Below are 4,038 nucleotides of genomic sequence, written 5' to 3' on the forward strand. Positions count from 1 at the left end.
AAATCAAATTACTAGGAGGTAATAAAAATGTATAATAATAGATATTGGGAAAAGTATTTAGAATTAAATGATAAGTTGGTAATATTAGAACATCAAAGAGATGGATTAGAAAAAGGAACAAGTGATTATATAAGTATTAGTGCAAAGATAGAAGCGTGCTTATGTATGATGGATAGCAACTTACAAATGAGTAGAATGATTAGCAAATAGGGAGGGTATAACCTTCCTTTTTTATTGTAAAAAAAATAAATAAAATAAATTGCATAAAAGTGTTGCCAAAAGGCAATAATAAGTATATAATAAATATATAAAGTTAATCAAATAAAGAGGTGGTTAAATGTTATTTAGTAAAAGATGGGTGGAAGCTTCAAGGATAGAATCAGAAATAAAAGATGCTGAATATGATTTATCAGTAGCAAAGCTAAATGATTGGGAATTTGAAATATTAGTATTGACTGACAAGTTAGCAAGTCTTAGAAGTGATTTAAGAAGCTTAGAGGGGTAAAACCTTCTAGCTTCTACCAATAAAGAGGTGATTAAGTGGAAGAATTAAAGTTTATTCAAGAAGAAATGGAAAGAATACACTTAGATTATTGCAATAAGGCCAAAGAGATTTGGACCAATAATGACGGTGTTATAGCAGAAGGTTTGGCGAAAAGAGAATATACAAGGTATAGAAATAAATATAAGCTTTTAGAATTAGCTTATAGCAAAATTGAGAGTGGTATAGGTGAATTAAACTATTACAAGGAACACAAATAAATAATTGAACTAGGGGGATAAAAAGATGTTATTAAGGGATATAAAGGAATTGACTTTGGAAAAGGCATATGAAATAAATAATACTTTTGGATTTGCATTTATAGTTAGAGATGGCAAGATAAAAGGTATACAAGTAGAAAATAAAAAATAGGAGGTAGTAAAATGATAAAATACTCTGATGAAATAAAAGAGATGAATTTATGGGAAAAGGTAGCTAATATAAGTGCTGAAATAGGAAACTTGCAGAAAGATGATAGCGTAGGAACAGGAAGCAACTCTTATAAGGCTATATCTATAGAGAAGGTAGTAAAAGCGGTAGGCGAAAAGATGAATAAATACGGTGTAGTTGTTTACCCAATACAACAACAATATACTCGTACTGATGAAAAGGTAAAAGGAATTGATTACAAGACTAAAGCAGAGGTTGAAAAAATAAATAGAATATCTGATGTTGATGTTACTTATCAAGTTGTAAATATACACAATCCGCAAGAAACTATGATAACTGTAGCAAGTGGAACTGGTGTTGATACTCAAGACAAAGGTATAGGAAAAGCACAGACTTACGCTTATAAGAATATGTTACTTAAATTATTTGCAATAGCTACTGGTGACGATACGGATAAGATACATTCTGATGATTACACTAATAAATTGTACGGTGCAAAGCAAGAAAACATAAATGAAGAATCTAGGGAAAAGTTATACAACTTAGCAAAGGAAAAAGGGTTGAGTATGAAGCAAATTGATGATGCTTGCTTAAAGGATTATGGATATTCGCTACCATATATAAGCCTAGACCATTATAAGGATATATTTACAAGAATAAGCAAGGTAACTAAAAAAGGCTAGGGGATAACCTCTAGCTTCTACGATAGGAGTGATTGACATGATAAACATATTTAATCCAATAATAATATTGCCTATACTAACAACAGCAGCATTAGCTTATGTGGTGTATAGGCTGGTAACTAGATAATAAAGCAACTTGGGGGAGTTTGAGTAATGAAAATAGAACGTTTAAAGTACAAGATGGTTGTAGATAGCAGAGAGAAATCTGTAAAACACATACTTAATAAATGGGATGAAGGATTAGAGTATAAGCCTAGTCATTTAGATATGTTTAAGGGCAAGAAGTCAACTTATTCAGACCCTATACAGTATTACGTGCAAGATAAAGGACTAAAGATAGGTGACTATACTATAGCGGTGCAATTACCAAAGAAGGAAGTATTAAACTTTCAAGACAAGGTTGTAGTTGAAAGAAAATTTGCATTGAGTGAGTTATGTCAAAACTTATTTGATAGCAAAAGAAAGGACGAAGAAGGTAAAAACAGATTTGAAAGAGAATTATCGAAAGCTTATGAGCAAGGAATAAAAGTACATTTAGTGGTAGAAGTTGCCGATATGATAGATAAAATATTAAGTAGTAAGCATTTTAGATATGACAAGAGTTCTAACGTCAATCCTAAATCATTTAACGCTATGCTAATGGCATTGACTACTAGATACAATGTAAGCGTATGGTATTGCGGTAAAAACGAATCTCATAGGCTTATACATGATATTTTATATTATCACGCTAGAGAATATTTAAAAGATGTTGAGTAGCGAAAGTATGTTTTTAATTGTTAGGATGTGAGATAATGAAGAGACTTATAATAGTTGAAAATGGAGAAGAAAAAGAAGTGGAGATGGAGTACTTACTGAAAGATAAAGATATAGTAGAAAAAATAAATGGCAAGTGGTGTTCAGTAAGACAGATTGAAGATAGAAATGAGTTTAAAGAATTTTTAAGTAATAATAAAGTAGATATTGCATATATGAAAGATAAAACTGGCGAGGTATCCAATGAGGAAAAATTATTTGAAGTTAAAGTGACTAGTGTAAACTCAGAAACAGGTGAAACGCATGAAATTGTTGTACTTGAAAATGCACCTTTTGAGTGGATAAAATAAGGTTTTTAAACACAAAGGAGGAAGAATATGAATATCTATGAGATAGGGGATATATTAGTAAAAAGAGATAGAGTTGAAAGGGAAATGGATGTTAGATATAAAATAGTATCTCATATTGCACAGTATAATTTATATATAGTTAGCAAAATGAATAAAAGAGAGTACGAATTTGATAATATGATGAATGCTAAGCAAATATATGAAAAGTTTATTTTAGTAAATAAGTAACGAGCATAAAATCAGTAATTTAAAGGCTAGAGAAATCTAGTCTTTTCTTAATGCAAAAATAACCTTACAAGGGGGACTCATAAGGCTATTAGGGGTATATTCAGAATATTTTAGGGGGAATATTCATACTTTGTAATTTTGACTTAATTATTATAACATAAAAGTAATATGAAAAATAATGTTATATTTTGGAAAAATAATACTTGCAACTTTATAGCGTATTGCTATATAATAAAGTATAGATATTTTCAAGGAGGTGAATTTATGAGAGTTAAAGAGTTTAGAGAGAAAAAAGGATATACTCAGCAAGATATTGCCATCATACTTGGGATTAAGCAAGGTAGCTACTCTGACAAGGAAAATGAAAGGCGACCTTTTACCGTTAAAGAATTGCTTATACTAGAAATATTATTAGATGTTAGTATAAGTGATATGTATAAAGATACTAAGGAAGAGATTAAAAATAAATTAAATAGGGGGTAATGTATGCAAATATCATTATTAGAAGCTATAGACATTATAAAAAGTGATAGCGAAAATATAAAGAAGGTATTACAGTATTACGGAGTAGAAACAAGCAAGGGAAATGTATTATGTCCGTTTCATTCAGACAAACATCCAAGCATGGGTTTAAAGGGTGGAAGATACAAATGTTTTACTTGTAAGGCTAGTGGAGACAGTATAGATTTTATAAGATATAAAGAAGGATATGATGTATTAGAAGCAACAAAGAAAGCGTTAGAAATATTAGGATTAAGTTATTCAATAGAAAAGACTAAACTTGATAAATTAAAGGAATATATAGAAAGAGATAATAGTCATTGGTATAAAGATAAATCATATGTACTTGAAGATATGCATTTCTATTTAGATGTTGAAGGAGTTCCGAAGCTAGTTAGGATTAAATTTAAAAATAAAGAAACTAACAAAAAACAATATAGTCAAGCAAATATAGTCGATAAGGGCGACTACTACTCACTTGACTTTAAAAGCGAAAAAGTAAACTTACTATATAATATGCCAATAGTTGTAAAAAGTATTCAAGAAAATAAAGAAATATTTTTAGTTGAAGGCGAGAAAGATGCTGACA

10 protein-coding genes are annotated in these 4,038 nt (G+C 29.7%); all 10 read left to right on the top strand.

Annotated features, from left to right (window positions below):
- Positions 1 to 27: 27 nt before the first annotated feature.
- Positions 28 to 210, top strand: a complete 183-nt coding sequence (locus tag ACRDBA_RS14630; protein WP_438573669.1) for a hypothetical protein — start codon at positions 28 to 30, stop codon at positions 208 to 210.
- 127 nt (positions 211 to 337) lie between these two features.
- The gene (locus ACRDBA_RS14635) at positions 338 to 505 is read left to right on the top strand and encodes a hypothetical protein (RefSeq protein WP_438573670.1); all 168 of its coding nucleotides are present in this window, start codon (positions 338 to 340) and stop codon (positions 503 to 505) included.
- Between the two features lie 35 nt (positions 506 to 540).
- Complete coding sequence (locus ACRDBA_RS14640) at positions 541 to 762, top strand: hypothetical protein (RefSeq protein ID WP_438573671.1); 222 nt, start codon at positions 541 to 543, stop codon at positions 760 to 762.
- A gap of 25 nt (positions 763 to 787) precedes the next feature.
- Entirely contained in the window at positions 788 to 913 is a 126-nt protein-coding gene (locus tag ACRDBA_RS14645; RefSeq protein ID WP_438573672.1) for a hypothetical protein, read from the top strand.
- An 11-nt stretch (positions 914 to 924) separates the two neighbouring features.
- On the top strand, positions 925 to 1,614 hold the full coding sequence (locus tag ACRDBA_RS14650; RefSeq protein ID WP_438573673.1) for an ERF family protein: 690 nt from the start codon (positions 925 to 927) through the stop codon (positions 1,612 to 1,614).
- A 153-nt stretch (positions 1,615 to 1,767) separates the two neighbouring features.
- Positions 1,768 to 2,373, top strand: coding sequence for an ERCC4 domain-containing protein (locus tag ACRDBA_RS14655; protein WP_438573674.1), 606 nt, complete (start codon positions 1,768 to 1,770; stop codon positions 2,371 to 2,373).
- 35 nt (positions 2,374 to 2,408) lie between these two features.
- Positions 2,409 to 2,720 (top strand): hypothetical protein, encoded by a 312-nt coding sequence (locus tag ACRDBA_RS14660; RefSeq protein ID WP_438573675.1) that lies wholly within the window; start codon positions 2,409 to 2,411, stop codon positions 2,718 to 2,720.
- 27 nt (positions 2,721 to 2,747) lie between these two features.
- Complete coding sequence (locus tag ACRDBA_RS14665; RefSeq protein ID WP_438573676.1) at positions 2,748 to 2,948, top strand: hypothetical protein; 201 nt, start codon at positions 2,748 to 2,750, stop codon at positions 2,946 to 2,948.
- A 264-nt stretch (positions 2,949 to 3,212) separates the two neighbouring features.
- Entirely contained in the window at positions 3,213 to 3,431 is a 219-nt protein-coding gene (locus ACRDBA_RS14670; RefSeq protein ID WP_438573677.1) for a helix-turn-helix domain-containing protein, read from the top strand.
- Between the two features lie 3 nt (positions 3,432 to 3,434).
- Positions 3,435 to 4,038, top strand: a 604-nt coding sequence (locus tag ACRDBA_RS14675; protein WP_438573678.1) for a CHC2 zinc finger domain-containing protein, incomplete at its 3' end; no start/stop codon positions are given.

This window comes from Clostridium sp., from assembly GCF_051654825.1.
Lineage (GTDB): Bacteria > Bacillota > Clostridia > Clostridiales > Clostridiaceae > Clostridium.

What these genes read in the sequence shown, in the direction of transcription:
- ACRDBA_RS14630 (WP_438573669.1), top strand. Translation starts at nt 28, where the DNA reads ATGTATAATAATAGATATTGGGAAAAGTATTTAGAATTAAATGATAAG.
- ACRDBA_RS14655 (WP_438573674.1), top strand. Translation starts at nt 1,768, where the DNA reads ATGAAAATAGAACGTTTAAAGTACAAGATGGTTGTAGATAGCAGAGAG.
- ACRDBA_RS14660 (WP_438573675.1), top strand. Translation starts at nt 2,409, where the DNA reads ATGAAGAGACTTATAATAGTTGAAAATGGAGAAGAAAAAGAAGTGGAG.
- ACRDBA_RS14670 (WP_438573677.1), top strand. Translation starts at nt 3,213, where the DNA reads ATGAGAGTTAAAGAGTTTAGAGAGAAAAAAGGATATACTCAGCAAGAT.
- ACRDBA_RS14665 (WP_438573676.1), top strand. Translation starts at nt 2,748, where the DNA reads ATGAATATCTATGAGATAGGGGATATATTAGTAAAAAGAGATAGAGTT.
- ACRDBA_RS14645 (WP_438573672.1), top strand. Translation starts at nt 788, where the DNA reads ATGTTATTAAGGGATATAAAGGAATTGACTTTGGAAAAGGCATATGAA.
- ACRDBA_RS14635 (WP_438573670.1), top strand. Translation starts at nt 338, where the DNA reads ATGTTATTTAGTAAAAGATGGGTGGAAGCTTCAAGGATAGAATCAGAA.
- ACRDBA_RS14650 (WP_438573673.1), top strand. Translation starts at nt 925, where the DNA reads ATGATAAAATACTCTGATGAAATAAAAGAGATGAATTTATGGGAAAAG.